Source organism: Cellulomonas pakistanensis, assembly GCF_016862755.1.
GTDB lineage: Bacteria > Actinomycetota > Actinomycetes > Actinomycetales > Cellulomonadaceae > Cellulomonas > Cellulomonas pakistanensis.
This window is the reverse complement of the sequence record NZ_BONO01000035.1, coordinates 13,024-36,543: the sequence shown is the minus strand read 5'-3', so window position 1 is coordinate 36,543 and position 23,520 is coordinate 13,024. Positions and strand designations below refer to the sequence as shown.

The 23,520-nt window shown below is 76.6% G+C and carries 19 protein-coding genes; 13 read left to right on the top strand and 6 right to left on the bottom strand.

What is annotated here, in order from left to right; translation table 11 throughout:
• Window positions 1–457, bottom strand: a 457-nt coding sequence (locus tag Cpa01nite_RS17525; protein WP_203670151.1) for a LysM peptidoglycan-binding domain-containing protein, incomplete at its 3' end; no start/stop codon positions are given.
• 375 nt (window positions 458–832) lie between these two features.
• Here Cpa01nite_RS17525 and Cpa01nite_RS17520 point away from each other — a divergent pair.
• On the top strand, window positions 833–1,258 hold the full coding sequence (locus Cpa01nite_RS17520) for an Rv2175c family DNA-binding protein (RefSeq protein ID WP_203670150.1): 426 nt from the start codon (window positions 833–835) through the stop codon (window positions 1,256–1,258).
• Window positions 1,259–1,330: 72 nt separating this feature from the next.
• On the opposite strand, the gene Cpa01nite_RS17515 is transcribed toward Cpa01nite_RS17520, so the two are convergent.
• Window positions 1,331–2,449 (bottom strand): polyprenyl synthetase family protein, encoded by a 1,119-nt coding sequence (locus Cpa01nite_RS17515; protein WP_203670149.1) that lies wholly within the window; start codon window positions 2,447–2,449, stop codon window positions 1,331–1,333.
• 17 nt (window positions 2,450–2,466) lie between these two features.
• Window positions 2,467–2,982: a hypothetical protein gene (locus tag Cpa01nite_RS17510; protein WP_203670148.1), complete on the bottom strand. Its 516-nt coding sequence runs from the start codon at window positions 2,980–2,982 to the stop codon at window positions 2,467–2,469.
• Between the two features lie 124 nt (window positions 2,983–3,106).
• On the opposite strand from Cpa01nite_RS17510, the gene Cpa01nite_RS17505 reads away from it, so the two are divergent.
• The 4 genes from Cpa01nite_RS17505 to Cpa01nite_RS17490 all read left to right on the top strand — a co-directional run bounded on the left by Cpa01nite_RS17505 (window position 3,107) and on the right by Cpa01nite_RS17490 (window position 8,581).
• Window positions 3,107–4,651, top strand: coding sequence for a DUF4192 domain-containing protein (locus tag Cpa01nite_RS17505; protein ID WP_203670147.1), 1,545 nt, complete (start codon window positions 3,107–3,109; stop codon window positions 4,649–4,651).
• Between the two features lie 177 nt (window positions 4,652–4,828).
• On the top strand, window positions 4,829–5,227 hold the full coding sequence (locus Cpa01nite_RS17500) for a universal stress protein (protein ID WP_203670146.1): 399 nt from the start codon (window positions 4,829–4,831) through the stop codon (window positions 5,225–5,227).
• A gap of 449 nt (window positions 5,228–5,676) precedes the next feature.
• Complete coding sequence (locus Cpa01nite_RS17495; protein ID WP_373307475.1) at window positions 5,677–7,278, top strand: RNA polymerase sigma factor; 1,602 nt, start codon at window positions 5,677–5,679, stop codon at window positions 7,276–7,278.
• A gap of 253 nt (window positions 7,279–7,531) precedes the next feature.
• Window positions 7,532–8,581, top strand: a complete 1,050-nt coding sequence (locus tag Cpa01nite_RS17490) for an alcohol dehydrogenase catalytic domain-containing protein (protein ID WP_203670145.1) — start codon at window positions 7,532–7,534, stop codon at window positions 8,579–8,581.
• A gap of 117 nt (window positions 8,582–8,698) precedes the next feature.
• Here the strand turns inward: Cpa01nite_RS17490 and Cpa01nite_RS17485 are convergent, their stop codons facing one another.
• Entirely contained in the window at window positions 8,699–8,926 is a 228-nt protein-coding gene (locus Cpa01nite_RS17485) for a DUF7455 domain-containing protein (RefSeq protein ID WP_230323286.1), read from the bottom strand.
• Between the two features lie 207 nt (window positions 8,927–9,133).
• On the opposite strand from Cpa01nite_RS17485, the gene Cpa01nite_RS17480 reads away from it, so the two are divergent.
• The 3 genes from Cpa01nite_RS17480 (at window position 9,134) to Cpa01nite_RS17470 (ending at window position 12,992) form a co-directional block, all read left to right on the top strand.
• Window positions 9,134–11,281, top strand: coding sequence for a DNA gyrase/topoisomerase IV subunit B (locus Cpa01nite_RS17480; RefSeq protein WP_203670143.1), 2,148 nt, complete (start codon window positions 9,134–9,136; stop codon window positions 11,279–11,281).
• Between the two features lie 137 nt (window positions 11,282–11,418).
• Complete coding sequence (locus Cpa01nite_RS17475) at window positions 11,419–12,477, top strand: GNAT family N-acetyltransferase (protein ID WP_203670142.1); 1,059 nt, start codon at window positions 11,419–11,421, stop codon at window positions 12,475–12,477.
• Between the two features lie 41 nt (window positions 12,478–12,518).
• Complete coding sequence (locus tag Cpa01nite_RS17470) at window positions 12,519–12,992, top strand: MarR family winged helix-turn-helix transcriptional regulator (RefSeq protein ID WP_203670141.1); 474 nt, start codon at window positions 12,519–12,521, stop codon at window positions 12,990–12,992.
• 216 nt (window positions 12,993–13,208) lie between these two features.
• Here the strand turns inward: Cpa01nite_RS17470 and Cpa01nite_RS17465 are convergent, their stop codons facing one another.
• Window positions 13,209–15,722, bottom strand: coding sequence for a DNA gyrase/topoisomerase IV subunit A (locus Cpa01nite_RS17465; RefSeq protein ID WP_203670140.1), 2,514 nt, complete (start codon window positions 15,720–15,722; stop codon window positions 13,209–13,211).
• A 116-nt stretch (window positions 15,723–15,838) separates the two neighbouring features.
• Here Cpa01nite_RS17465 and Cpa01nite_RS17460 point away from each other — a divergent pair, with 116 nt between their 5' ends.
• The 4 genes from Cpa01nite_RS17460 (at window position 15,839) to Cpa01nite_RS17445 (ending at window position 21,191) form a co-directional block, all read left to right on the top strand.
• Window positions 15,839–18,655 (top strand): GNAT family N-acetyltransferase, encoded by a 2,817-nt coding sequence (locus tag Cpa01nite_RS17460; protein WP_203670139.1) that lies wholly within the window; start codon window positions 15,839–15,841, stop codon window positions 18,653–18,655.
• A 58-nt stretch (window positions 18,656–18,713) separates the two neighbouring features.
• Window positions 18,714–19,283: a DUF5998 family protein gene (locus tag Cpa01nite_RS17455; protein ID WP_203670138.1), complete on the top strand. Its 570-nt coding sequence runs from the start codon at window positions 18,714–18,716 to the stop codon at window positions 19,281–19,283.
• Between the two features lie 2 nt (window positions 19,284–19,285).
• Window positions 19,286–20,455 (top strand): alkaline phosphatase family protein, encoded by a 1,170-nt coding sequence (locus Cpa01nite_RS17450; RefSeq protein ID WP_203670137.1) that lies wholly within the window; start codon window positions 19,286–19,288, stop codon window positions 20,453–20,455.
• A 70-nt stretch (window positions 20,456–20,525) separates the two neighbouring features.
• Entirely contained in the window at window positions 20,526–21,191 is a 666-nt protein-coding gene (locus Cpa01nite_RS17445; RefSeq protein ID WP_203670136.1) for a thymidine kinase, read from the top strand.
• A gap of 113 nt (window positions 21,192–21,304) precedes the next feature.
• Here Cpa01nite_RS17445 and sepH read toward each other — a convergent pair whose 3' ends face one another.
• Window positions 21,305–22,456, bottom strand: a complete 1,152-nt coding sequence (gene sepH / locus Cpa01nite_RS17440) for a septation protein SepH (RefSeq protein WP_203670135.1) — start codon at window positions 22,454–22,456, stop codon at window positions 21,305–21,307.
• A 92-nt stretch (window positions 22,457–22,548) separates the two neighbouring features.
• Here sepH and Cpa01nite_RS17435 point away from each other — a divergent pair, with 92 nt between their 5' ends.
• Window positions 22,549–23,430: a trimeric intracellular cation channel family protein gene (locus tag Cpa01nite_RS17435; protein WP_203670134.1), complete on the top strand. Its 882-nt coding sequence runs from the start codon at window positions 22,549–22,551 to the stop codon at window positions 23,428–23,430.
• Window positions 23,431–23,520 lie beyond the last annotated feature (90 nt).

The following is a 23,520-nucleotide window of genomic DNA, read 5'->3' as shown; positions in this document are numbered from 1 at the left end:
GGATGAACGCCCGGGCGTCCAGGCCGTTCGCGGAGGTGACCGCGGCGACCGTGGTGCCGTAGCGCTGCGCGATCGCGGAGACGGTCTCGCCGGAGGCGACGGTGTGCGTGCCGCCCGCGGCGGCGGGGGCGGCCGCCGCCGCGGCGCCCGACGTCGGGATGGTGAGCCGCTGGCCCTCGCGGATGAAGGCGCTCGCGCCGAGGCCGTTCGCGCTCCGCACGGCGGACACGGTCGTCCCGTACTTCGAGGCGATGTGGCTGACCGTGTCGCCGGAGCGCACCGTGTACGAGTCGTCCGCGTGCGCGGCGGGCGCGCCGGCGGTCGCGGCGACCGCGGCGATGGCGATCGCGCCGGTGCTGGTGGCGAGGCGTCGTCCGCGACGGCTCGCGGCGCGGGCCGGGGTGCCGTCCTGGGAGCGGGCGGCCTGGTCCGTGAGGGCGAGGGCGGGCTGCGACATGGTGGGGACCCCTGGTGCTGAGACGTCGTGGTGCGGTGCTGGCTGCGCGCCGGTGCGCGTGACTCGTGTGACTCGTGTGACTGAAGTGACCAGTGCGACGGTAGTGCACCGGGTGAGGCGTGGGAAGCCGGAGGAGTCTTTTGGCGCAGTGACCAGGGCATTTCGGACACCCGCCTCACACGGCCGGGCGAGCGCGCTGCGCCACCAGGGCGAACGCGGCGGTGCGCGCGCCGTCCCGGCCGCGAGCCGTCGGGGTCGCGGCGCGGGGGTCGGGCGTTGAGCGGTCGGGGTCGCGGGGCGGGTGGTGCGCCGGTGCGGTCGGGTCGCGGGCGGTCGACCCGGCCCCGCGCGCGTCCGGTCAGTACGCTGGCCCGCGTGACTGCGCAGCCCCACCCCGATGACCTGGTCGACTCCTGGCTGACCGTGCCCGACGTGGCGGACGAGCTCGGCGTCGACGCCGGCCGGGTCCGCCGCCTGCTCAAGGAGCGTCGCCTCGTCGGCGTCCGTCGCGGCGACCCGCCCGTGCTCAGCGTGCCGGCCGCGTTCCTGGTGCCGGTCGACGCCCGCAACCCCGCCGCCGAGGCCGGCGGGTACGAGGACGACGAGCCGACCGTCGCCCGTGCGGCGGTGCTCGCGTCGCTGCAGGGCACGCTCTCCGTGCTCGGCGACGTCGGCATGTCCGACGCCGAGGCGGTCGCCTGGCTGTTCACCCCGGACGAGTCGCTGCCCGGCCGGCCGGTGGACGCGCTGCGCGCCGGGCACAAGACCGAGGTGCGGCGCCGGGCCCAGGCGCTGCTCTGACGCGTCCGCCCGCGCCGGTGGTCCGGCGCGGGCGGTGGACGTGGTGCAGCGGCGCGCGCCGCCGCGCGGGTCTCAGGCCCGGCGGTCGACCGCCGCGTGGCCGAGCGCGACGAGCATCGCCCGCCCCTCCTCGGTGAGCGGGGCCTGCGCGAGGGCCGCGAAGCCCCGGTCGCCCAGGTCGGCGATGAGCGCCTCGACCTCCGCGACGGCCCCGCTGGCCTCGATCCGCGCGGCCAGCGCGCGGCAGGCGTCGTCGTCCAGCCCGCGGTCGCCGAGCCCGGCGTGCAGCGCGGCCGCCAGGTCGGCGTCGCCGGCGGACCGTGCGTGCGCCATCGCGCGCGCCACGAGCACGGTCCGCTTGCCCTCCCGCAGGTCGTCGCCGGCGGGCTTGCCGGTGGTCGCAGGGTCGCCGAACACGCCCAGCAGGTCGTCGCGCAGCTGGAAGGCCTCGCCGAGCGGCAGCCCGTAGGCGCTCGTCGCGGCGAGGGCGGCGTCGTCCGCGCCGGCGAGCACCGCACCGAGCAGCAGCGGGTGCTCCACGGAGTAGCGGGCGGCCTTCGCGACGATGACCTCGCGCGCGCGGGCCTCGTCGGCGGCCGGGTCCTCGCCCCACGGCAGCACCTCGGCGAGCAGGTCGAGGTACTGCCCGACGGTCACCTCCGTGCGCATGCCCTCGAAGACCGCGTGGGCCGCGTCGCGCCGGTCGGCGGGCAGGTCGGCGACGGCGCGCACGAACTCGCGCTCGCTCGCGACCAGGGCCAGGTCGCCGAGCAGGATCGCCGCCGAGCGGCCGAAGGTGCCGGCGTCGCCGGACCAGCCGCGCTCGGCGTGCAGCGTGGCGAACGCCCGGTGCGCGGCCGGCTCGCCGCGGCGGGTGTCGGAGTCGTCCATGACGTCGTCGTGGAACAGCGCGGCCGCCTGGAACAGCTCGAGCGCGGCGCACACGCGGAGCACCGCGGCCGCCTCCGGGGAGTCCGGGTCGCCGCCGTGCGCGCGCCACGACCACCAGCAGAACGCGGCCCGCAGCCGCTTGCCGCCCGCGAGCATCCGGCGCAGCGCCTCCGCCAGCGGAGCGGCGCCCGACCCGGACGCGACCAGTTCGGGCAGCAGGTGCTCGACGTGCTCCGTGAGCAGGGCGTCGACCCGGGTGCGGAGGTCCTCGGCGTCGACGAGTGCGGGGGCGGGGCTCACCCGGCGAGCCTAGGGCCTCACAGCCGGACGGTCCCGCCCAGCGTCAGCGTGCGCACGCCGTCCCGGTCGAGCACGCCGAGCGTCAGCAGCTCCACGCCGCCCTCGCCCCGGGTGAAGGTCGACGACGCGGCGAGCCCGGCCGCGCCGGGGTCCTGGACGGTCTCGGCGAAGCCGGCGGCGGCCAGCGGCTCGCGCACCGCCTCGACGAGCTGGTCCGTCGACAGCGGGCTGCGCAGGTTGAGGCTGATCGTCGTCAGCCCGGACGCGTCGTCGGTGTCGGCGCTCGACACGAGGACCTCGCTGCCCTCGGGCGGGGACACCAGGTCGGTGGGGAAGCCCGGGGCGAGGTCGCCCACCGCGGACCCGGTCGACGTCGGGCTGGGCAGCAGCGACTCGCCGGGCGTCGGGGCCGGGACGGCGGCGGTCGCGGACGCGGTGGGGGCGGGCGAGCCGTCCCCGCCGCCCGTGCAGCCCGCCGTGACCACTGCCACGAGCGCGAGGAGGACGACGGACGCGGTGGCACGGGGGAGCACGGGCGCCACAGTAGCGCCGCAGCGGGCGGGCACCGACTCCTCCACAGCCCGGTCCGGGCGTCGCGTCCCCAGGCAGCAGGATCGGGCCCTGCGGCGGGCTGCCGCGGCGCGGTCGGGTGGGGCCATGACGACCACGACCTCGGGGCTCGACCGCCCTGCACCCGACCGTCCCGCCCCCGAACCCGCCCGGAGCGACGGCGCCGCGCCCGACCCGGGGACCGTGCTGCGCCTCGGTCACCCCCGCGAGCTGCTCGCCCTCCTGCCGTACCAGCTCGGGTTCCACCCGCAGGACTCCGTGGTGCTCGTAGCGCTGCGCGCTCCGGGCCGCCGGGTGGGGCTGGTCGCCCGCGTGGACCTGCCGGCCGTGCTCGGCCGCGACGGCCCGCGCGAGCTCCGCCGGGTGGCCGCCCACCTCGCGGCCGACGGCGCGGCGGAGGTCGTCGCCGTCGTGTACGAGGACGAGGACGACCCCCGGGACCCCGACCGCGGGCTCCGGCCGCCGCCGGGATCGCGGGCGGCGCGCGCCGCCGAGGTCGCGCGGCGGGCCGCCGACGAGCTCGGCCCGGTCACCGTCTGGTTCGTCGGACACGGCCGCTACCTCGGGCTCGACTGCCGCGACGGCGGCTGCTGCCCGCCCGGCGGGCGACCGCTCGAGGACCTGGCCGGCGGCGTCCTCGCCGGGCGGCTCGTGGGCCCGCGGGGCGGCGTGGCCGCGAGCCGGGACGCGCTCGGGGCCGTCCGGGCCGCGCCCGCCGGACGCCGCCGCTCCGCCGCCGCGGCGCGCGCCCGCTGGCTCGACGGGCTCCTGCGCGCCCAGGACGCGGCGGGCGTGCTGCGCTGGCGGCAGCGCTCGCTCGCCGCCTGGCGCGGCGTGCTGGAAGCGGCGCGGGCGGACCTCGGTGCGCCGCCGCCGGCGGTCGCCCTCGGGCGGGTGGAGGCGGCGCTGCTCGACCCCGTGGTGCGGGACGCCGTCGTGCTGACCCTCGTCGACCCGGACGGCGACGACCTGCCCGACGCCCTGCTGCGGGCGGCGCCGGGGGGTCTGCCGGCGCCGCCGCGCGACCCCGCCGCGGACGCGTGGTCCGGCGGGGGTGCGGCTGAGCCGGCGCCGGACGTCGCCAGGGCGGCGACGGGGACGGAGCCGGGGGCGGAGGGCGCTGCGGGGACGGAGGACCCGGCCTGGGCGGAGGACCCGGCGGGGACGGACGACCCGGCGAGGGCGGAGGACCGGACGGGCTCCGCGGGCGGGCCCGGTGCCGGCCACGGCGTCGTCGACGCGACGGCCGCCGACGACCGCGGCTCGGGCGGCGGAGCGCCGGGCGACGACCCGGCCGCGCCGCGCGACGACCTGCCGATGACGGTCTCCGAGCGCGTGCGCGACGCGCTGGACGTGCTCGTCGACCCCGACCGTGGCCGCGAGCCGCGGGAGGACGTCGCGGCCGCCGCCCGGGTCGCGCTCGAGGCGGTCGTCGCGCACGGCCGCCGCGACCGGCAGGCGCCGGCCCTCACCCTCCTGGCGCTCCTCGCGTGGTGGGACGGCGACGCGGTGCGGGCCTCGGTGCTCGTGGAGCGCGCGCTCGACCACGACCCGGGGCACCGGCTCGCCGAGCTGCTCGACCGCGCGCTCGGCGCGGGCCTCCCGCCGGGCTGGGTGCGTCGCCGCTGCTGAGCGCGCCGGGCGCCCGCCCGGGGCGCTGCAGCGGGCGCCCGGCGGGGTCCGCAGCCGCCGGTCGTGCGGCCGGGGGCGTTCCGGTACGGTCGGTGCACGGTCCACGGCCCGCACCCGCGCGACGGCGCTCCGGTGCGCGCCGGCGAGGACGCACAGCGCACGTGCGAGGAGCAATCGATGAGCATCGTGGTCGGGTACCTGGCGACGGTCGAGGGGCGTGCCGCCCTCACCGCGGCGACGGGCGAGGCGGTGCGGCGGTCGGAGCCGCTCGTCGTCGTCGTGAGCGAGCGCGGTGACGAGACCGACGAGCAGCGTGCCGAGCTCGCCACGGCCCTCGACGAGGTCCGCGCCTCGCTGGAGGAGCGGGACGTGCCGCACGACGTGCGCGTCATCGCCGGCGGCCGCGACGTCGCCGAGTCGCTCATCGGCACGGCGGAGGAGACCGACGCCACGCTCATCGTCATCGGGCTGCGGCGTCGCAGCCCGGTCGGCAAGCTCATCCTCGGCGCGAACGCGCAGCGGATCCTGCTCGACTCCCCGTGCCCGGTCCTGGCGGTCAAGCCCGACCCGAGCTGACACCCCGCGCGTCCGGCCCGTCCGGTCCGTTCCGCGCGTCCGGCCCGTTCCGCTCGTCCGGTCCGTTCCGCCCGTCCGGTCCGTTCCGCCCGTCCGGTCCGTTCCGCGCGTCCGGTCCGTTCCGCGCGCCCGGTCGACGGCGACCCCGGGCTCCGACCTGCGCCCCGACCGGCGTGCGCGCCGACCCGCGCCCGACCGGTACGCCTGCGACCGACCCGGACGACGCGCCGACCCGCGCGACCGGCACGCCACCGACCGACGCGCCCGGGCGGCGGGAGCGCGCCGCGCCCGGCGCCCGCGCCACCTCGGGCACCCGCCGCGGGAATCCTCGGCGGGTGCCGCGCGTTGAGCACCTACGACAGGTCATCCGGCCTGCCGGGCCGAGGCCTCGCCGCCCGTCCGGGGGCATCCCGTGGTGGGTGCGGGCCGGTACAATATCGAGGTACCCGATGCGCCGAACCGGGTCCCTTGCTGCCGAAAGGTCATTCGTGACGCCCCAGACTCCCACCCCCACCCTCCCGCGTGAGTTCGAGCACCCCGCCCTGCAGGACCTCGTGCGCGCCGGGCGCACCAACGGCAGCGTCGACGCCGCTGCGCTGCGTCACGCATGCGAGGCCGCTCAGGTGGAGGACGCCAAGCGGCTGAAGGCCGTCGTGCGCGGTCTGGCCAACGCCGGCATCACCATCGAGGAGCCGACCGCCGCCCCCGCCCGCGCCGTCGCGGCCACCACCGCCAAGGCGCGCCCGTCGGCCAAGGCGACCGTCGCGGCCGAGGACGGCGACGACGCCGAGAAGCCCGCCGCCAAGCGGACCACGCGCGCCGCTGCCAAGCCCGCCGCGAAGAAGGCGGCCGCCGGCAAGGCCGCCACCGCGAAGCCGGTCAAGGCGACCAAGGCCACCAAGGCCAAGTCCGACGACGAGACCGACGAGGACGAGGTCGAGCTCGAGGACGTCGAGATCGACGAGGCCGAGATCGAGGTCGTCGCCGAGGAGACCGCCGAGGACGAGACGACGGAGGACGCCGACGAGGCGGCCCCCGCCGCCGCCGCGAAGAAGCCCGAGGAGTCGACCGACACGGGGTTCGTCGTCTCGGACCGCGACGAGGACGACGCCCCGGCGCAGCAGGTCGTGACCGCCGGCGCGACGGCCGACCCGGTCAAGGACTACCTCAAGCAGATCGGCAAGGTCGCGCTGCTGAACGCCGAGCAGGAGGTCGAGCTCGCCAAGCGCATCGAGGCCGGCCTGTTCGCCGAGGAGCGCCTCGCGGCGATCGGCGACGAGCTGGAGCCGAAGGCCCGCCGCGAGCTGCAGTGGATCGCGCAGGACGGCCGCCGCGCCAAGAACCACCTGCTCGAGGCCAACCTCCGCCTGGTCGTCTCGCTCGCCAAGCGCTACACCGGCCGCGGCATGCTGTTCCTGGACCTGATCCAGGAGGGCAACCTCGGTCTGATCCGCGCGGTCGAGAAGTTCGACTACACCAAGGGCTACAAGTTCTCGACGTACGCCACGTGGTGGATCCGCCAGGCGATCACGCGCGCCATGGCCGACCAGGCCCGCACCATCCGCATCCCGGTGCACATGGTCGAGGTCATCAACAAGCTGGCGCGCGTGCAGCGGCAGATGCTCCAGGACCTCGGTCGGGAGCCCACGCCGGAGGAGCTCGCCAAGGAGCTCGACATGACCCCCGAGAAGGTCGTCGAGGTCCAGAAGTACGGGCGCGAGCCCATCTCGCTGCACACCCCGCTCGGCGAGGACGGCGACAGCGAGTTCGGTGACCTGATCGAGGACTCCGAGGCCGTCGTTCCCGCGGACGCGGTGAGCTTCACGCTCCTCCAGGAGCAGCTGCACCAGGTGCTCGACACCCTGTCGGAGCGCGAGGCGGGCGTCGTCTCGATGCGGTTCGGCCTCACGGACGGCCAGCCGAAGACGCTCGACGAGATCGGCAAGGTCTACGGCGTGACCCGCGAGCGGATCCGCCAGATCGAGTCGAAGACCATGTCGAAGCTGCGCCACCCGAGCCGCTCCCAGGTGCTGCGCGACTACCTGGACTGAGCCGGCACGACGAAGGGCCCGTCTCCCGCGAGGGGGACGGGCCCTTCGTCGTGCCCGGGGCGGGGCGGGCGCTGACGGGCGACGGGTGGGTGCCCGGCCGGAGGGCCCACCTCGGCGCGCCCGGGTGTCCGGGTCGGGACCTCGGTCCCACTCAGCGGCCAGCGGCCGGAGGTGAATGGGGGACGAAGGTCCCCTCGACGGCGAGGCGGACCCTGGCACGGCGGGCGCTCCCGTCCGCCGGAGAGGACGCACGATGAAGGCTCTCGTCTACCACGGCCCCGGGCACAAGGAGTGGGAGGACGTGCCGGACGCGCACGCGGTCGACCCGACGGACGTGGTCGTCCAGGTCGACACGACGACCATCTGCGGCACCGACCTGCACATCCTGCTGGGCGACGTGCCGGCCGTGACGCCCGGCCGGGTGCTGGGCCACGAGGCGGTGGGCACGGTGGTCGAGGTCGGCTCGGCCGTCGGCAAGTTCGCGGTGGGCGACCGCGTCGTCGTCCCGGCGATCACCTCGTGCGGCACGTGCCGGTACTGCCGCGTCGGGCAGGCGAGCCACTGCCAGTCCGTCGGCGGGATCGGCTGGGTGCTCGGCCACCTGGTCGACGGCACGCAGGCCGAGCTCGTGCGGGTGCCGTTCGGCGACACCTCGCTGCACCGGGTGCCGCCGGGGCTGTCCGACGAGGAGGTCATCTTCCTGTCGGACATCTTCCCGACCGGCTACGAGATGGGCGTGCGCAACGGCGCGGTCTCGCCGGGCGACTCCGTCGTGTGCATCGGCGCGGGCCCCGTCGGCCTCGCCGCGATGGCGACGGCGCACCTGCACGGCGCGCGGCGGGTGGTCGCCGTGGACCTCGACCCGTTCCGGCTCGAGCGGGCCGTGCAGGACTTCGGCGCGACGCACGCGGTGCACGCGGGCGCGGAGGGCTGGCAGGACGAGGTCCGGGCGCTCTGCGGCGGGCGCGGCGCCGACGTCGTCATGGAGGCGGTCGGCGTCCCGCAGACGCTGGAGGCGGCCTTCGACCTCGTGGTGCCGTACGGGCACGTGGCGAACATCGGCGTGCACGGGCGCCCGGTCACGCTGCCGATCGACCGCCTCTGGATCGAGAACATCACGATCACGATGGGCCTGGTCGACGGCGTGACCGCCCCGATGCTGCTCGACCTCGTGGCCGAGGGCTCGCTGGACATCCGGTCCATGGGCACGCACACGTTCGCGCTCGACCAGATGCACGAGGCCTACGGGGTGTTCGGCAGCGCCGGGCAGCACGACGCGCTCAAGGTCGTCCTGCGCCGCTGAGCCGGGCGGCCGGCACGCAGAGGGGCCCGCTCCCGGCCGCAGCCGGGGGCGGGCCCCTCGTGTCGTCGCGGCGGGCGGCGCCTCGTCCCGGTGCGCCCGCGGGGGTGCTGGTGCGGCTCAGCGAGCGGCGCCGGCCCCGGCTCCGTGCTCGGCGAGCAGCTTGTCCGTCTCGTCCTGCACGTGGGTCGCGACCTGCGAGTACTTCGGCGCGTGCTCGCGCGCGTGGTGGGCGCAGAACAGGAGCTCGCCCACGGGCAGCTGCACGCGGACGTAGGCCTGAGCGCCGCAGCGGTCGCAGCGGTCGGCTGCGGTCAGCGGGTTCGTGGTCTCGATCGTCTCCGTCACGCTGTCATACAACCATCTCCGGCCCGGATCCTTCCCGTCGGGAGCGGGTGGTTCGCTCACCGCGTACGCCCGGCCGGACGATGTCACCCTGCCGTCACACGACCGACACCGGATCGAGACCGCCCGAGCACGACGCCCTGAGGATCGACGCCCGGCGGCGGCATGGTGCCGCGGATCTGTCGGTCCCAGCCACTACCCTCGGGACTCGTGTCGACCGCTTCCGCCGAGTCCAGCTACACCGCCCGCCACCTCTCCGTGCTCGAGGGGCTCGAGGCGGTCCGCAAGCGTCCGGGCATGTACATCGGGTCCACCGACTCCCGGGGCCTCATGCACTGTCTTTGGGAGATCATCGACAACTCCGTCGACGAGGCCCTGGCGGGCCACGGCGACCGCATCGACATCGTGCTGCACGCCGACTCGTCGGTCGAGGTGCGGGACAGCGGGCGCGGCATCCCGGTCGACGTCGAGCCGAAGACCGGCCTGACCGGCGTCGAGGTCGTGCTCACCAAGCTGCACGCGGGCGGCAAGTTCGGCGGCGGCTCGTACGGCGCAGCGGGCGGCCTGCACGGCGTCGGCGCGTCCGTCGTGAACGCGCTGTCGTCCCGCCTCGACGTCGAGGTGGACCGCGGCGGCAAGACGCACCGGATGACCTTCCACCGCGGCGAGCCGGGCGTGTTCGACGACTCCGCCGGCCGGAGCCCGGAGTCGCCGTTCGAGCCGTTCGTGGCCCGCTCGCAGCTCGACGTCGTCGGCAAGGTCGCGAAGGGCCGCACCGGCACGCGCATCCGCTACTGGGCGGACCGGAACATCTTCCCGACCTCGGCGGTGTTCTCGTACGACGAGCTCGTGACCCGTGCCCGGCAGACCAGCTTCCTGGTGCCGGGTCTCACGATCACCGTCCGCGACGAGCGCGGGCTCGCCGGCACCCCGGGCGCCGAGGGCCCGCACGAGGAGGTGTTCCGCCACGACGGCGGCACCGTCGACTTCGCGGACTTCCTGGCGCCGGACGCCCCAGTGACCGACACCTGGCGGCTGACCGGCTCCGGCATGTTCTCCGAGACGGTGCCGGTGCTGGACGCGCGCGGCCACATGACGCCGCAGGAGGTGCAGCGCGACTGCGAGGTCGACGTCGCGCTCCGCTGGGGCACGGGCTACGAGACCGAGGTCCGGACCTTCGTCAACATCATCGCGACGCCCAAGGGCGGCTCCCACCTCGCGGGCTTCGAGACCGCGGTGCTGCGCACGGTCCGCAAGCAGGTCGAGGCCAACGCCCGCCGGCTCAAGATCTCCGCCAAGGACGGCGGCGAGAAGATCGAGAAGGACGACGTGCTCGCGGGTCTCACCGCCGTCGTGACCGTCCGCCTGGCCGAGCCGCAGTTCGAGGGTCAGACCAAGGAGGTCCTCGGCACGGCGCCGGTGCGGAACATCGTGGCCAAGGTCGTGGACGCCGAGCTGACGGCGCTCATGACCTCCGCGAAGCGCGAGCACAAGGCGCAGTCCGCCGCGCTGCTCGACAAGGTCGTGGGGGAGATGCGCGCCCGCGTCTCGGCGCGCAAGCAGAAGGAGATCTCCCGCCGCAAGACGGCGCTGGAGACGTCCTCGCTCCCGGCGAAGCTCGCGGACTGCCGCAGCGACGACGTCGAGCGCACCGAGCTGTTCATCGTCGAGGGGGACAGCGCGCTCGGCACCGCCAAGCTCGCGCGGTCGTCGGACTACCAGGCCCTGCTGCCGATCCGCGGGAAGATCCTCAACGTCCAGAAGGCCTCGATCTCCGACATGCTCCGCAACGCGGAGTGCGCGGCGATCATCCAGGTGCTCGGCGCCGGCTCCGGCCGCACGTTCGACCTGGACGCCCGCCGGTACGGCAAAGTCGTCCTGATGACCGACGCCGACGTCGACGGCGCGCACATCCGCACCCTGCTGCTCACGCTGTTCTTCCGGTACATGCGTCCGCTCGTGGAGGCCGGGCGCGTGTACGCCGCCGTCCCGCCGCTGCACCGCATCGAGGTGATCGGCGCGGGCAGCCGGAAGAACGAGTACATCTACACGTACTCGGAGGCCGAGCTCGCGGCGACGCTGAAGAAGCTCGACAAGGTCGGCAAGCGCTACAAGGACGACATCCAGCGCTACAAGGGCCTCGGCGAGATGGACGCGGACCAGCTGGCGGAGACCACCATGGACCCGCGGCACCGCACCCTGCGCCGCGTGACCCTGCCCGCCGCGGAGCACGCCGACGCGATGGTCCGCAGCGCGGAGGAGACGTTCGAGCTGCTGATGGGCTCCGACGTCGCGCCGCGCAAGGACTTCATCGTGGCCGGCGCCTCGACGCTGGACGCCTCGCAGATCGACGCCTGACCCGCTCACGACGCCTGCCCTCCGCCGCGGCCCCGGCCGCGTGGAGGGCAGGAGCGAGCGCCCGGCGATCGGGGACCGACCCGCGCGGCGGGGGAATCCGCGTGACACCGCGCGCGCCGTCGGGCACCGTGTCCCGCATGCCCGAGACCACGCAGACCCCCGCGACGACCACCGGAGCCCGGTCGCTCGCCGAGCGCGCCGCGGCCCCCGCGACCCTGCCCGAGCCCGACCGCGCCGCGACCGGGCTGACCTGGCGCGCGCTCACCCGCGCGGACGTCCCCGTGCTGGCGGCGCTCGTCGCCCGGGTCGAGGACGCCGACGCCCAGCCCTTCCGCACCAGCGAGGTCGAGGTCGGCGAGGGGTTCGACGGCGACTGGAAGGACCCGGCGCGGGACACCCGGGTCGGCCTCGACGCCGACGGCGTCCCGCGCGCCTGGATCACGGTCGACGCGCCGCCCGGGGACGTGCGGGTCGTCCGGGTCTGGCTCGGCGGCGGCGTCGACCCCGCCTGGCGCGGCCGCGGCATCGGGCGCGCGCTGCTGGCGTGGGCGACCGCGCGGGCCCGGCAGAAGCTCGCCGAGTCCGGCAAGGACGCGCCCGGCCGGATCGCCGCGTTCCTCGAGGACCACCGCGCGGACGCGCTCGCCCTGCACGCGGCGGCGGGTTTCGCCCCGATCCGGTACTTCACCGACATGCGGCGGGACCTGTCGCGGCCGCTGCCCGAGCCGCGCCCGCTCGACGGCGTGCGGATCGTGCCCTGGTCGCCGGACCTCGACGAGGCCGTGCGGCTCGCGCACAACGAGGCGTTCGCCGACCACTGGGGGAGCGAGCCCCGGACGGCCGCGCACTGGCAGCAGGGCCGCGCGATGTTCGCGCCGCAGTGGAGCCACGTGGCGGTCGACGAGGCGACCGGCGAGGTCGCCGGGTACACGCTCTCGGGGCGCTACGAGCACGACTGGGCGGTCGCCGGGTTCACCTCGGGCTACACCGAGCTGCTCGGCGTGCGCCGCGCGTGGCGCGGCCGCGGGCTCGCGCCGGCCCTGCTCACGGCGGCGATGACGTCGTTCCGGGCCGACGGCATGCAGTACGCCGAGCTGGACGTGGACACGGAGAACCCGTCCGGCGCGCACGGCCTGTACGCGAGCCTCGGGTACGAGGTCACGCACGGCGCGGTCATGTACACGATCGAGGTCTGAATACGGTTCGACGCACGACGGCCTGGCCCTACGCTGTGCGCATGGCTCCAGAGGACGGGCGTGCGCAGGTCGACGAGGACGCCACCTGGCGGATGTACCTGGGACTCTCCCGGGAGATGTTCACGGCGCTCGAGCGCGGGCTCGGGGCCGAGGCCGGCGTGTCCGTCGCCGACCTGGAGCTGCTCGAGCCGCTGCTGGCCGCCGGGCACCCCGGGCTGCGCGCCAAGGACCTCGCCGCCGCGGCCGAGTGGCAGGACAGCCGGGTGTCGCACCAGCTGCGGCGCATGGAGACCCGTGGGCTGGTCACCCGCACCCGCGACCGCCAGGACGGCCGCGGGACGGTCGTCTGCCTGACCGACGCCGGGGTGGCCGCCGCGAAGGCCGCGCAGCGCACGCGGCGCGTCCTCGTGCGGGACCTGCTGCTCGCGCCGCTGGACGAGGCGCAGGTCGCGTCGCTCGTCGAGGTGTCGGGCCTGGTCCGCGCGCGCATCGCCGCGACGGCCCCCGCGCACTGACCCGCGGCGCCGCGCCCCGGGAACCGCCGAGCGGGCACCGGGATGCGTCGGGTGGGCGCCGGATGCGTCGAGTGGGCACCGGACGCGTCGAGTGGGCAACCAGGGGATGCCCACTCGACGCGTCGCGTGCCCACTCGGCGCCCGCGCCGCCGACGGCGGCAGCGCCGCCGCTGACGCGGGTCGGCGCGCGCGCCCGCGCCGCCGCCGGCGGCGGCGTCAGCCGATCGCGAGCGGCGGCGCCGCCAGCGGCTGGCCCGACCCGTCCCGGCGCTCGTCCGGCTCCGGCAGGTCGACCGGCTGCCCGGCCGACCCCGTGGCCCGCGCGGGCGCCGGCCCGGCCCAGGCGAGGAACAGCGCGTCCTCGCCCTTGAGGAACCGGTGCGCCCGGACGCCGCCGGTGGCGCGGCCCTTGCCCGGGTAGCGCGAGAACGGCGTGACCTTGGCGGACCCGGTCTGGGTGCCCGGCAGCGCGGTCGACGACCCGGCGACGGTCACCACGACGGGCCCCTCGGCGTCGTCGGCCGCGTCGGACCCGGCGGGCAGCGCCCCGAAGTGCACGACCCGCTGGCCGGCGGCGAGCTTGATGCCCGCCATGCCGCCCGCGGGCCGACCCTGCGGCCGCACGGAGGCGGCGGCGAAGTGCAGCAGCGCGGCGTCGGACGAGATGAACACGAGCTCGTCGTCGTCCGTGACGGCGGCGGCGCCCACGACCTCGTCGCCGTCCTTGAGGCCGATGACCTCCCAGGAGTCGCGGTTCGCGGGCGCCTCGCCGGAGGTCACGCGCTTCACGACGCCCTGCGCCGTGCCGAGCGCGAGCGTCGGGGCGTCGGGCGCGACGGACACCAGCGAGACGACCCGCTCGCCCTTGTCGAGCGCCAGCAGCTCGGACAGCGGCAGCCCGCCGGACAGGTTCGGCGCGCCGTCGGTCGGCGGCAGCCCGGGCAGGTCGAGCACGGACACCCGGCGCACGACGCCGCGCGACGTCAGCACGCCGACCTCGCCGCGCACGGACGTGGCCACGGCCCCGGCGAGCACGTCGTGCTTGGACCGCCCGGCGCCCGGCGCGGGCCGCAGCGCGACGTCGGTGCTGCCGGTCCGCGCGATCAGGCCGGTCGCGGACAGCAGCGCGTAGCAGGGGGAGTCCTCGATCTCGAGCGACAGCGCGGGGGCGGCGGCGCGGCCGGACCGCGGCGCGGGCGCCCCCTCCGCGGCGGTCGCGACCCCGCCGGCGGACTCGAGCAGGATGGTGCGGCGCGGGGTGCCGTAGGTCGCGGCGACCTCGGCCATCTCGTCGCTGACCGTCGTCCGGAGCAGCGACTCGTCGCCGAGGATCGCCTGCAGGGCCGCGATCTCCTCGAGCAGCTCGTCGCGCTCCTTCTCCAGCTCGATGCGGGAGAACTTGGTCAGGCGGCGCAGCCGGAGCTCGAGGATGTACTCGGCCTGCGGCTCGGACAGGTCGAACACCTGGCGCAGCCGGGTGCGGGCGGCGTCGGCGTCGTCGGAGGAGCGGATGACCTGGATGACCTCGTCGATGTCGACGATCGCGATCAGCAGGCCCTCGACGAGGTGCAGCCGCTCCTGCTTCTTCCGCAGCCGGAACTGGCTCCGCCGCCGCACGACGGAGATCCGGTGGTCGACCCAGACCTGCAGCAGCTCGCGCAGGCCGAGGGTGCGGGGCTGGCCCTCGACCAGGGCGACGTTGTTGATCGAGAACGAGTCCTCGAGCGGCGTGTACCGGTAGAGCTGCTCCAGCACGGCCTCGGGGTTGAACCCGGTCTTGACCTCGATGACCAGGCGCAGGCCGTGCTGCCGGTCGGTGAGGTCGAGCGCGTCCGCGATGCCGGAGAGCTTCTTGGACTGCACGCCCTCCTTGATCTTCTCGATGACCTTCTCGGGGCCGACGGTGTACGGCAGCTCGGTGACGACGATGCCCTTGCGGCGCGGGGTGACGTTCTCGATCCGCGCGGTGGCCCGGGTCCGGAACGCGCCGCGGCCGGTGCGGTACGCGTCGCGCACGCCCTCCAGGCCGACGATCTTGCCGCCGCTGGGCAGGTCGGGGCCCGGCACGAACCGCAGCAGCTCGTCGAGGGTCGCCTCGGGGTGCAGCACCAGGTGCCGGGCGGCGGCCACGACCTCGACCAGGTTGTGCGGCGCCATGTTGGTGGCCATGCCGACCGCGATGCCGGACGCGCCGTTCACCAGCAGGTTCGGGATGGCGGCGGGCAGCACGCCCGGCTGGGTCAGCTTGTTGTCGTAGTTCGGGACGAAGTCGACGACGTCCTCGTCCAGGCTCTGCGTCATCGCGAGCGCGGACGGCGCCATCCGGGCCTCGGTGTACCGCGGGGCGGCAGGGCCGTCGTCGAGCGAGCCGAAGTTGCCGTGCCCGTCGACGAGCGGCAGCCGCAGCGAGAACGGCTGCGCCATGCGGACCATGGCGTCGTAGATGGCGGTGTCGCCGTGCGGGTGCAGCTTGCCCATGACCTCGCCGACGACGCGCGCCGACTTCACGAACGGCCGGTCGGGACGCAGGCCCATGTCGGACATCTGGAACAGGATCCGGCGCTGCACCGGCTTGAGGCCGTCCCGGGCGTCGGGCAGGGCGCGCGAGTAGATGACCGAGTAGGCGTACTCGAGGAACGAGCCCTCCATCTCGGTGGCGACGTCGATGTCGACGATGCGCTCGGCGACGTCCTCGGGCGGGACGTCGGGGGTGCTGCTGCGGCGCGCCATGCTGCGGGGTGCTCCCTCGGCGGTGCGTGGGTCGGTGGTCGGCGCCCATTGTCCCCGCCCGGCGACCCCGTGGACCACCACGACGCGCGGTCGCGGCGTTGGTTAGGCTCGGGACCATGGCCGAGAGCACGGGTTCCGCGGGGGACCAGGCGCCCGCCGTGTACCCGGAGAGCTGGGAGGCCGACGTCGTCCTCCGCGACGGCAGCACCACGCACGTGCGCCCGATCCGCCCCGAGGACGCCGACGCGCTGCAGGCGTTCCACGTCGGGCAGTCCGAGGCGTCGATCGTGTTCCGGTTCTTCGCGCCGCTCGAACGGCTGCCCGACCGCGACCTGGCCCGGTTCACCCGGGTCGACCACCGCGACCGGGTCGCGCTCGTCGCGGTGACGGGGGACGACGCGATCATCGGCGTCGCGCGCTACGACAAGGTCGGCCCCGACGAGGCCGAGGTCGCGTTCAACATCGCCGACGCGCACCACGGCCGCGGGCTGGGCTCCGTGCTGCTCGAGCACCTGGCCGCGGCGGCGCGCGAGCGGGGGATCCGCCGGTTCACCGCCGACGTGATGCCGCAGAACGGCCGGATGATCGCCGTGTTCCGCGAGGCCGGGTACTCGCTGCAGCAGCACCTGGAGGACGGCGTCGTGACCGTCGGGTTCGACATCGACCCGACCGACCGGTCGCTCGCCGTGATGATGGCGCGCGAGCACGCCGCCGAGGCGCGCAGCGTGCAGGCGCTGCTGCACGCGCGGTCCGTGCTGGTGCTGTCGTCGCCGCACGCCGCGCCGGGCTCGCTCGACGACCGGCGCGCGGAGCGGGTCCTCGCGGACCTGGCCGCGGGCGGAGCGCGGGGCGACGAGCCCGAGCACCGGACCGGCGCGGTCACGGCCGCCGGCGGCGACGACCGCCCCGTCGAGGTGCACGTGGTGGGCCGCCCGGCGCCGGCGGTCGCGTCCGAGCCGGACCCCGGCGCGCCCGGGACCGCCCCGGTGGTCCGCCACTGGGACCGGATCGACGACGTGCCCGGCCCCGTCGACCTCGCCGTGCTCGCCCTGCCCGCCGCCGAGGCGGTCGTCGCCGTGCGCGCGCTCGGCCGGCTCGGCGTCAAGGGCGTCGTGGTGCTGTCCGGCGGCTACGCCGAGCAGGGGCCGACCGGGCTGGCGCTGCAGCGGGCCCTGCTGCGCGCCGCGCACGCCGCCGGCCTGCGGGTCGTCGGCCCGCGGTCCTACGGGCTGCTCGCGCACGCCGCCGGCGGGCTGCTGAACGCCTCGCTCACCGAGGACCCGCCGCCGGCCGGCCGGATCGGCCTGTTCTGCCAGTCGGCGTCCACCGCGGTGTCGATCCTCGGGTCGGTGCGCCGCCGGCACCTCGGGCTCGCGCACCTGGTGTCCGCCGGCAACCGCGCGGACGTGTCGGGCAACGACCTCATGCAGTTCTGGCAGGACGACGACTCGACGGACGTCGTCGCGCTGTACCTGGAGTCGATCGGCAACCCCCGGAAGTTCTCCCGGGTCGCCCGGCGGCTCGCGTCCGCGAAGCCCGTCGTCGTGGTGACGGCGGGCCGGTCGGGCCACGTCGTACCGCCCGGGCACGCCGTCCGGCCCACGCAGGCGTCCCGGCAGACGCTGCAGGAGGTCATGCGCCGCTCGGGCGTGGTGCTGGTGGACAACGTGCACCAGATGCTCGAGGTGTCCCAGCTGTTCGCGCTGCAGCCGCTGCCGCCGGGCCGGCGCGCCGCGGTCGTCGCGTCGTCGTCCGCCGCCGCGTCCCTGGTGACGGAGGCGCTGGCCGCCGCGGGGTTCACCGTCGCGCGCGCCCCGGCGATCCTGCACGAGGACGCCGACGACGCGAAGGTCGAGCGCACGTTCGCCCAGGTGTACTCCGACCCGGACGTCGAGGTCGTCGTCACCATGCACGTCCCGACCGTCGGTCCCCGGGACGACCGCGTGGCGCAGGCGCTCGCCCGGCACGCCGCCGGGTCCGGGCGCACGTCCGTCGCCTGCCTGCTCGGCCTGCACGGCGCGACCCCGGCGCTGACCGCGCCCGACGCGGACGGCGCGCTGCGCACCGTGCCCGCGTACACCACGCCCGAGGACGCGGTGCTCGCGCTCGGCCAGGCGGCCCGGTACGCCGCGTGGCGGTCCGCCGACCGCGGCCGGCTCGTCGCGCCCGAGGGCATCCACGCCCGCACCGCGCGTCGCCGGATCGCGGGCTGGCTCGACGAGGCGGGCAGCCGCGCCTCCCTCGACCTCACGCACGAGCAGGTCGCCGAGCTCCTGTCCCTTGCCGGCGTGCACGTGTTCCCGACCGTCGGCGTGCACGACGCGGACGAGGCCGTCGCGGCCGCCGACCGGCTGGGCTGGCCGGTGGCGCTCAAGTCCACCGTGCCCGCGCTGCGGCACCGCTCCGACCTGGGCGGCGTGCGGCTGGACGTGCACGACGAGACCGAGCTGCGCGCCGACGTGGCCCAGGTGCTCGCGCTGGCCGCCGGCCGCGAGCCCGAGCCGGGGCGCGCGCCGCTCGAGGTGCAGGCGATGGCCCCGCACGGCGTCGCCTGCGTCATCCGGTCCGCCGAGGACCCGCTGTTCGGCCCGGTGCTCGGCTTCGGGCTCGGCGGCGACACCACCGACCTGCTGGGAGACGTCGCCTGGGCCGTTCCACCGCTGACCGACGTCGACGTCTCCGACATGGTGCGCGCCCCGCGGTCCGCGCCCCGGCTGTTCGGCTACCGGGGCGTGCCGCCGCTCGACGTCGCCGCGCTGGAGGAGGTGCTCGCGCGCGTCGCGGTGCTCGCCGACCAGCTGCCCGAGCTGCTGCACCTCGAGCTGAACCCCGTCGTGGTCGCCGAGCGCGGCGCGTACGTGCTGGGCGCGCAGGCCCGGGTCGGCGTCGCGGGCACCCGGGCGGACGGTCCCCGGCGGGCCCTGCCGGCCTGATCGACGCGGCGCGCGCGGGGGTGTGACGGCGCGCCCCGACCGGTGGGAGGATGTGCGGGTGCCTGCCCCCTCCACCGACCTGCTGCGCGACCTGCACCGCGCCGGGTACTACCCGGACCTGGTCGCCGACGTCCTGGACGTCGCCCTCGCGGACGAGCCCGTCGAGGCGTACCTCGTGCACCCCGAGACCACCTTCGACGCGCAGGAGGTGCGCCGGCACGTCACCGTGCTCGCGCTGACCCCGACGCGGCTCGTCGTGGCGCACGTGGACGACCACCCCGCCGACAGCGAGCACCCGTCCGCCAGCGCCGCCGCGACCACCGAGGCCGTGCCGCTGTCCGAGCTGCGCTCCGTGGCCCTGACGCACGTCATCGCGAGCCCCGAGCAGCACCGGCCCGGCACCGCCGCCGCGGAGCTCACCCTGGCGATCGGCTGGGGCGCGGTGTCCCGGGTCGACCTGGAGCCCGCCGGCTGCGCGGACCCGAGCTGCGACGCGGACCACGGCCTCACCGGCACGCTGACGCCCGACGACGTCGTCGTCCGGGTGTCCGCCGTGGCCGAGGGGGAGCGCGCGGTCCGCGACGCCGTGGCGTTCGCCAAGCGGCTGTCCGCGGCGAGCGCGCGCTGACGATGTCGGTCACGACCGTGCCGGCCCGGCTCGCGGACGCGGGGCTGGTGCTGCCGGACTACGCGGGCCCGTCGCTGTCCGGCCTGCTGCCCGCCGTCGCCGACGCGCTGGGCGCGCCCGTGCCGGACGGGCCGGAGCGCCGCGCGCAGCTCGGCCTGCCCGCGACCCACCGGGTGTGCGTCGTGCTGGTCGACGGCCTCGGCTACGAGAACCTCGCCGAGCGCGCCGGGCACGCCCCGTTCCTGCGCTCGCTGCTGACCGGGTCCGCGCCGCTGTCGGCGGGCTACCCGTCGACCACCGCGGCCTCGATGGGCTCGTTCGGCACCGGGACCGGGCCCGGGCGCACCGGCCTGGTCGGGTACACGGTGCGGAACCCCGCGAGCGGCGGGCTGGCCAACATGGTGTCGTGGGACGGCCTCGGCCCGGCTCGGGAGTGGCAGCGCGAGCCCACCGTGTTCGAGCGGCTCGTGGCGCACGGCGTCACGGTCACGACCGTCGGCCCCGCGAAGTTCATGGGGTCCGGGCTCACCGAGGCCGCGCTGCGCGGCGGCGGCTACCGCGCGGCGGAGTCGCTGTCCCAGCGCGTCGACGCGGCGCTGCGGCTGCTGCGCGAGCCCGGGCTCGTCTACCTGTACTGGGGCGACGTCGACAAGACCGGCCACCACGAGGGCTCCGGCTCCTGGCAGTGGGGCGACCAGCTCGAGGCGCTCGACGGGGAGCTGCGCCGGCTGGTGCGCTCGCTGCCGAAGGGGGCCACCGTCGTCGTCACCGCCGACCACGGCATGGTCGACGTCGACCCCGCCCGGCGGTGGGACGTCGCGACGACGCCCGGGCTGGCGGAGGGCGTCGCGCTGGTCGCGGGGGAGCCGCGCGCCCTGCACGTGCACCTCGAGCCGGGCGTGGACCCGCGCGCGGCCGAGGGGCGCTGGGCCGACGTGCTCGGCGACGACGCCGTCGTGCTGACCGGCGACGACGCCGTGGCGGCCGGGCTGTTCGGCCCGGTGTCCGCGCACGTGCGCCCGCTGATCGGCGACCTGGTGGTGGCCGCGACCGGCCGCGCGACCGTGGTCGACTCCCGCACGCAGACCCCCGCGTCGCTGCAGCTCGTCGGCGTGCACGGATCGCTGACCGCCGCCGAGGTCCGGGTGCCGCTGCTCGCGGTCCACACCTGACCGGGCCGCCGCGCGCGCCCGGCCCGCACCACCGCACCACCGCACGACGAGCACGAGGAACGAGGAGCACGTGGCCGAGCTGGTCTTCTTCTGCGGCACCATGGACTGCGGCAAGTCCACCCTGGCGCTGCAGATGCACCACAACCACACGGCCCGCGGCCGGGGCGGGGTGCTGTTCACCCAGAACGACCGCGCGGGGGAGCACGTGCTGTCCTCGCGGCTGGGCCTGTCCGTCCCCGCGCACGAGGTCACCACGGGCACCGACTTCTGGGCCGAGGTGGTGACCCGGCGCAGCAACGGCGAGCGCGTGGACTTCCTCATCTGCGACGAGGCGCAGTTCTACTCCGCCGAGCAGGTCGAGCAGCTCGGCGCGGTCGTCGACGACCTGGCGGTGGACGTGTTCGCCTTCGGCATCACCACGGACTTCCGCACCCGGCTGTTCGCCGGCTCCGCGCGGCTGCTCGAGCTCGCCGACCGGGTCGAGACGCTGCAGGTCCAGGCGCTGTGCTGGTGCGGCGCCCGCGCCACGCACAACGCGCGCACCGAGCACGGCGTCATGGTCGTCGAGGGCGCGCAGGTCGTGGTCGGCGACGTCGCCGTGCCGGCGGACGAGGACGCGGTCGGCTACGAGGTGCTGTGCCGCCGGCACCACCGGCTGCGGATGACCGCGCGCACCTCGGGCGCCGCGGCGCTGTCGCCGCAGACGCTGGACCAGGCGCTGCTCGCGGGCGACTGAACGCGCCTGCCCGGGCGCGCGGGTCGGCCCGGGCGCGCGGGTCTTGCCGGGCGCGCCCGTGGCCTTGGGCGCGTCGACCGCCCGCGCGGCCCGGCCGCGTCACTCCGGCCGCGTCACTCCGGCTTCGCGCCGAAGACGATCTCGTCCCAGCTCGGCACCTTGGGCCGGCCGCGCCGCCCGCCCGAGCGGGGCTTCGGCTGGTCCTCGGCCCGCGCCGGCGTCGTGTCCTCCTCCGGGCCGGCCGCCGCCCCGGAGGCGCCGGGCCCCCCGGCGGGGGGCATCGGCTCGCCGGGCTCCAGCGCCACCGGCGTCTCCGGCTCGTCCTCGACGGCCCGCGGGCGGGCCGGGGCCGGGTAGACCCGCGCCTCGGCTGCGGGCTCCGGATCGACCGGGTGCGAGCCCGCCACGTCCGGGGCGTCCAGCTGGCCGAAGTCGAACGCGTGCTGCGGGCCGAAACCGCCGAACGCGTCGCCGTCCTCGTCGTCGCCCTCGAGGTCGAGCGTCTGCCGCACGCCGCGCCGGGCGCGCAGGTCGTCGAGCAGCTCGTGCGTCGCCCGCAGGTCGTCGGCCGGGTCGTCGGGCTCGCGGTGCTGCGGGTGGCCGGGGCCGTCGACGGCCGCCAGCACCGGGCGCACGTCGGCGTCCACGTCGTACAGGTCGCGCACGGCGGACAGGTGCCGGCGGGGGACCGGGCCGTCGGCGATCTCCGTCTCGGAGAGCCAGCGGGCCTCGTCCTCCTCGGCGTGCACGGCGCGCGCCTGCGCGTCGTACGTCCAGCGTGCCTCGCGCTCGGCGTCCTCCACGCGGAACCGCGCGACCACGACCCAGCCGCCGCCGGCCTCGCGGTACGCGTCCCAGGCGACGGCCCCGGTGTCGACGCCGCGCGCCGCCAGCCGGTCCACCACGAGGTCGCCCAGCACCGGCGCGCCGACGTCGCGGCCCACCCGGGTCCCGCGCGCCTGCTCCGCCACGAACTCGCGCTCGGCGAGCACGGGGCCCTCGAACCGCCGCACGTGCTCGACGGCCAGCCCGGACTCCTCCGCGATCTGCTCCGCGGACTGGCCCGCGCGCACGCGCGCCTGGATCTCCCGCGGGCTCGGCACGCCCGACTGCTCGGCGCGGATCTGCTCCAGCTGCGGGCGGTCCCGGCGGACGGCGGCGCGCAGCGGCTCGTCGATGCGCAGGCGGTAGCGCTGCCCGTCGGCCGCGGCGAGGACCAGGTGCTCCCCGTCCTCGTGCAGCCCGATCAGCTCCAGCTCGGCCATGACATCTCCCATCGTTCCGCGGACGAGCCTGCCATCGCCGGGGCCCGATCCCGGGGAGGCTCGGCGGTGCGCCGCACGAACTCCCGGCTGCCATGATCTCCCCTGTGCACGTCGACCTCCCCCTGCAGCCCGTCCTCGAACTCCTGGGCGTGTTCGTCGGGGCGCTGTCCGGGGGACTGGCGGCGGTCCGCAAGAGCTTCGACGTGTTCGGCATCGTCGTGCTCGCGTGGGTCGCGGGCCTCGGCGGCGGCATCCTGCGCGACGTGCTGATCGGCGCGATCCCGCCGGTCGGCATCGCGCAGTGGGAGTTCGTCGCGACCGCCTGCGCCGCGGGCCTGGTCACGTGGGCGGCGCACCCGGGCCTGCACCGGCTGCGGCGGCTCGTGCTGGTGCTCGACGCCGGGGCGCTGGCGCTGTTCACCGTCGTGGGGACGATCAAGGCGCTCGAGTACGGCGTCGGGGCGACGGCCGCCGTGTTCGCCGGGATCGTCACCGGGGTCGGCGGCGGTGTGCTGCGCGACCTGCTGACCGGCGAGGTGCCGGCCGTGCTGCACCAGCGGCAGCTCTACGCCATCCCGTCCCTGCTCGGCGCGCTGGTGGTCGTGGTGCTGTGGCGCGAGGAGGCCCTGTCCGAGGGCACCGTGGTCGCCGCGGTCGTGGCCGTGCTCGGGATCCGGCTCGTCGCCCTGCGGTTCGGCTGGCAGGCGCCCGGCCCGTGGGACCGGTCGGCCGCGCGGGCGCGGCTGGGCCGGGTCGGGGGCGTCGGGCGCACGGGGCGGTCGGCTCGCGAGGAGCGGGTCGAGCGCGCGCACCGGGTCGGCCGCCGGCGGGGCGGGCTCGGGGGGACGGGGCGCGGCGGGACCGGGCCGGGGCTGCCGCCGGAGCAGCCCGCGCCGCTGCTCCGCTGGGTGGCGCGGGTCCGGCGGTCCCGCGCCGCGGGCCGCGGGGGCGCCGGGGGGTCGGACGCGGGCTGACCCGCGCCGGCCGCACCGCCCCGACAGGGCGCCCCGCACGGCCGCGCGGCGCACCGCCCACCGCCGCGACGGGCCGCCCCGCACAGCGCC

Bases quoted from the DNA above. Each gene is read 5' to 3' on its own strand.
- Cpa01nite_RS17475 (WP_203670142.1), top strand. From the start codon at position 11,419: ATGCCCGAGACCACGCAGACCCCCGCGACGACCACCGGAGCCCGGTCG.
- Cpa01nite_RS17435 (WP_203670134.1), top strand. From the start codon at position 22,549: ATGATCTCCCCTGTGCACGTCGACCTCCCCCTGCAGCCCGTCCTCGAA.
- Cpa01nite_RS17500 (WP_203670146.1), top strand. From the start codon at position 4,829: ATGAGCATCGTGGTCGGGTACCTGGCGACGGTCGAGGGGCGTGCCGCC.
- Cpa01nite_RS17490 (WP_203670145.1), top strand. From the start codon at position 7,532: ATGAAGGCTCTCGTCTACCACGGCCCCGGGCACAAGGAGTGGGAGGAC.
- Cpa01nite_RS17450 (WP_203670137.1), top strand. From the start codon at position 19,286: ATGTCGGTCACGACCGTGCCGGCCCGGCTCGCGGACGCGGGGCTGGTG.
- Cpa01nite_RS17460 (WP_203670139.1), top strand. From the start codon at position 15,839: ATGGCCGAGAGCACGGGTTCCGCGGGGGACCAGGCGCCCGCCGTGTAC.
- sepH (WP_203670135.1), bottom strand. From the start codon at position 22,456: ATGGCCGAGCTGGAGCTGATCGGGCTGCACGAGGACGGGGAGCACCTG.
- Cpa01nite_RS17495 (WP_373307475.1), top strand. From the start codon at position 5,677: ATGCGCCGAACCGGGTCCCTTGCTGCCGAAAGGTCATTCGTGACGCCC.
- Cpa01nite_RS17465 (WP_203670140.1), bottom strand. From the start codon at position 15,722: ATGGCGCGCCGCAGCAGCACCCCCGACGTCCCGCCCGAGGACGTCGCC.
- Cpa01nite_RS17470 (WP_203670141.1), top strand. From the start codon at position 12,519: ATGGCTCCAGAGGACGGGCGTGCGCAGGTCGACGAGGACGCCACCTGG.
- Cpa01nite_RS17505 (WP_203670147.1), top strand. From the start codon at position 3,107: ATGACGACCACGACCTCGGGGCTCGACCGCCCTGCACCCGACCGTCCC.